At 65.6% G+C, this 3492-nt stretch carries 3 protein-coding genes; all 3 read left to right on the plus strand.

The window, feature by feature from the left end:
* The first annotated feature begins 887 nt into the window (after positions 1-887).
* A complete protein-coding gene (locus MKL11_RS31740; RefSeq protein WP_243951128.1) occupies positions 888-1235 on the plus strand; it encodes a recombinase family protein in 348 nt (115 codons plus the stop codon).
* An 87-nt stretch (positions 1236-1322) separates the two neighbouring features.
* The gene (locus tag MKL11_RS31745; RefSeq protein WP_243951130.1) at positions 1323-2525 is read left to right on the plus strand and encodes a recombinase family protein; all 1203 of its coding nucleotides are present in this window, start codon (positions 1323-1325) and stop codon (positions 2523-2525) included.
* 725 nt (positions 2526-3250) lie between these two features.
* A complete protein-coding gene (locus MKL11_RS31750) occupies positions 3251-3424 on the plus strand; it encodes a hypothetical protein (RefSeq protein ID WP_243951132.1) in 174 nt (57 codons plus the stop codon).
* Positions 3425-3492 lie beyond the last annotated feature (68 nt).

Consider the following 3492-nt stretch of genomic DNA (forward strand, 5'->3'; position numbering starts at 1 on the left):
GACCGTCAGCGTCAAAGTCTGACCGCAGCGGTACCGGAGCAGCCATGACATCCTCCTCGGGCTCCAAACCCAAAGACAGAATCACCCCTCAGCCGCCGAGGCTACCCCGTGAGTCCCACTTAACGAGGGTTGGTATTAGCCGTACACGGCGGTTCGCGAGCCTTCTCGCGCGGACGCGTCGTGTCGCGCCGGGGAAGGTGAGGAAACTGCCCCACGCTGGCCGACAGCCAGCTCCGGATGCGTAGGCTGTCGGTCGGCGTGGGACTTCACGTGCTTCGTGGCGTACAACCCCTCCGCTCCGCCGGCGGCGCGCACCTCGCGTGCATCGCGGCCGGCACGGATGACATCGGGTGCGGTAGCCGGCCCCAAGACATCGCTGAAGTCCCCGCCCGCCGGAGCACCTGTCACAGGTCGGGGAGCCACCTTCAGCACCGACGAGCCCGCCGCGCTGCCCCAGCAGCGCAAACGCGGACGCACGTCTCGACGCGACCCTGAGCCACTTCAGGTCGTGGACGATCTGCCGCGTCCCATACCGATCTCGCGCGCCGAACTCGACGTGATCGAGACCTTCCTCGGCGCCCAGATCGACGCGCTGTTGCGCGAGTTCGCCCGGTGACGCTGTCGACACCCGCACCCTACGCGGCGCCCGGCGACGCCGGAAGATCGCCCCACGTCCGGGTTCCGCGCGCCCGGCCCTGCATAGCCTCGCCCCGCGCCGTTCCAGCCAGCCGCCGTGCCGCTTCGCTGCCGGCAAGCGCTTGTGGAGGGCGTGCCCTCCGCGCTTGCCCGCGAGTCGCGGCTCACACAGCCTGTACGATTCCGTTACCAGCCAATGCTGCAAGACCGAGGGCCGCTCGATGACGCGTCACACCAGCAAGGCGCACTTCGTGCCGGCGATCGAGGGGCCACTGCGGATCTGCTCGTATCTGCGCGTGTCGACCGGACGGCAAGCCGAAGGCGATCTGTCCATCCCCGATCAGCGGCGACAGATCCAGGCCTTCTGCGGCAACAAGGGGTGGTCGGTCGTGGCGGAATTCGTCGATCCGGGCGCTTCTGCCACCGATGACAACCGACCGGAGTTCCAGAAGATGATCGAGCGGGCGACCGACGACGATCATCCCTTCGACGCCATCGTCGTCCACTCGTACTCGCGCTTCTTCCGAGACAGCTTCGTGATGGAGATGTACGAGCGCCGCCTCCGCAAGGGTGGCGTGCGGTTGATCTCGATCACCTAGGAATTCGGCGATGAACCCGGTCAGGTGATGACACGGCGGCTGTACGGCCTGTTCGACGAGTACCAGTCGCACGAGAATGCCAAGCACATGCTGCGCGCCATGAAGGAGAACGCGCGGCAGGGCTTCTACAACGGTGCGCCAGTACCGCTCGGCTACATGTTGGTCGAGGTCGAGAAGCGTGGGACGAAGATCAAGAAGCGCCTGGCCGTGGATGCGGTCGAGGCCGAGACGATCAAGCAGATCTTTCGCCTCTACCGGGAGGGCGACGGCACCTCGGGACCGCTGGGCGTCAAGGGGATCACCTGCTGGCTGAACGAGCGCGGTTACCGCACCCGCAAAGATGCCCGCTTCGGCGTCGCCACCATCCACTGCATCCTGACGAACCGGGTCTACGTGGGCGAATGGGTGTTCAACCGGCGCTGCTCGAAGACTTTGGCCGAGAAGCCGAAGAGCGAACAGATCTCGATCAGCGTGCCGGCGATCATCGACCAAGCCGAGTTCGAGGCGGTGCAGGCGACCCTCAAGGCCCACAACCCGAGGGTCACACCGGCGCGTGTCGTCACTGGCCCGATCCTGCTGACGGGCCTGGCCACCTGCACGACCTGCAACGGTCCGATGACGCTGCGCACCGGGACGTCGAAATCGGGACAGGTGCACAAGTACTACAGGTGCTCGACCCATGGCCGGATGGGCAAGACCGGCTGCACCGGTCGCAGCATCCGCATGGACACGCTCGACGACCTAGTGACCGATCGTCTGGTCGCCGAGCTTCTGCAGCCGGATCGCCTGCGGGAGACGCTGGCTTCGTTGTGGGCGCAACGAGACGAGAAGGCGGCGCAGGTCGATGGACGCGTGGCGGCGCTTCGCGGCGAGGTCGCGGGCGCGGAAGACAAGCTCAGGCGGCTGTACCGGATGGTTGAAGAGGGGGTGACCGACCTCGACGAGATCCTGAAGGACCGCCTCAAGACGCTGAAGGAGGAACGGGACCGAGCAGGCGCAGCGCTCGACCGGATCCGGGTTGCCGAGCGCCCGCCGAGGGAAATCGCGCCTGAACTAATCGAGCGATTCGGTCGGCTGATGCGGGAGAACGTGACGGCGGGAGAAATCCCATTCCGTAAGGCGTGGCTTCAGGCGATCGTCGACAGGGTGGAGGTTGGAGCGGACGTGATCCGCATCGTGGGCGACAAGGCCAGCTTGGAGGCGGCCATCGCCGGGGCAGGATCATCACCCACGCCAGGTGTTCGCAGTTCTGTACGTAAATGGCGCGCCCGAAAGGATTCGAACCTCTGACCCCCAGATTCGTAGTTACGGCGGTCTGCGCTCGTTTCCGGAAAACGTTTGCGTCGTCAGGTTGTTAGATCGAGGGCCGTGTCTAGGACCAATCGAGCGTTTCGGCTCTACGGTGGTCACAGATAGCGAGCGCTTTCAGGTCCACCCCGAACGTCCGGTCGCCGGACGTTCGGGGTGGCGTTGGAGATCTCAACGCGTTGAGAAAACGCAGACGCGACCAGAGGGGACGGGATCGCAAGGTCGTTGCCGCTGAGGATCGCGATCGAGGTCCACACAACCAGCCCTCGGCATCTATTCTGGCGGTGACGATCGGGGGCATGTCAGAGGGGTAGGCGCTGGCGCGCCCACCCGCTCGCGGCGCCCATGCGGTCCTCGCCCTCGCAGTGCTCGGCCTGCGGTCCTCGGGCGCCACGACCACGCGGCGAGGTCGAGATGACCAAGGTACGAAGCGGCGAGCACGTGGTCGGCTGGCGGGGGAGAGAGGTAACAGGGAGACCGACCTCACAACCATCATTGCCCTGACCACCCGTCCCCTGCCAGTTATCCTCACGTGTCCGCGCGGCTCAGACTATTAGATGAGCCGTGAGAAAACCGGCTCCTCGAATGGAACGGGCGGGGAACGAGGCCGACCCGCCAGCGCAACCGTCCCCGCCACGTTCTCCTGAACGTCATCGAGACGGTCGCCCACTGTCCACTCGCTTACGTCCTCGATCATCACGACCGCCATGGTCTTCTCGAAGGTCGCGGGGACGATCGCCGCGATGATGGAGATGATGGTCGAGGAGCCGATCAGTGCCCGCGATCCCGAAGGCGTCGGTGAGCGCAGGCAGGCGAGCCCGCGAGCAGGCCGAAGCGAGGCCGACACGGGGACCGCGCCCGAAGGCGTGGAACCCGTCTGAAGTGAGTGATGAACAGGGTGATGGAGTGGAAGTCAGACCATCGCCTGGGCGTAATTCAGAACGTCCGC

Source organism: Methylobacterium sp. J-077, from assembly GCF_022829365.1.
Classification (GTDB): Bacteria; Pseudomonadota; Alphaproteobacteria; order Rhizobiales; family Beijerinckiaceae; genus Methylobacterium.

Bases quoted from the DNA above. Each gene is read 5' to 3' on its own strand.
- MKL11_RS31745 (WP_243951130.1), top strand. From the start codon at position 1,323: ATGCTGCGCGCCATGAAGGAGAACGCGCGGCAGGGCTTCTACAACGGT.
- MKL11_RS31750 (WP_243951132.1), top strand. From the start codon at position 3,251: ATGGTCTTCTCGAAGGTCGCGGGGACGATCGCCGCGATGATGGAGATG.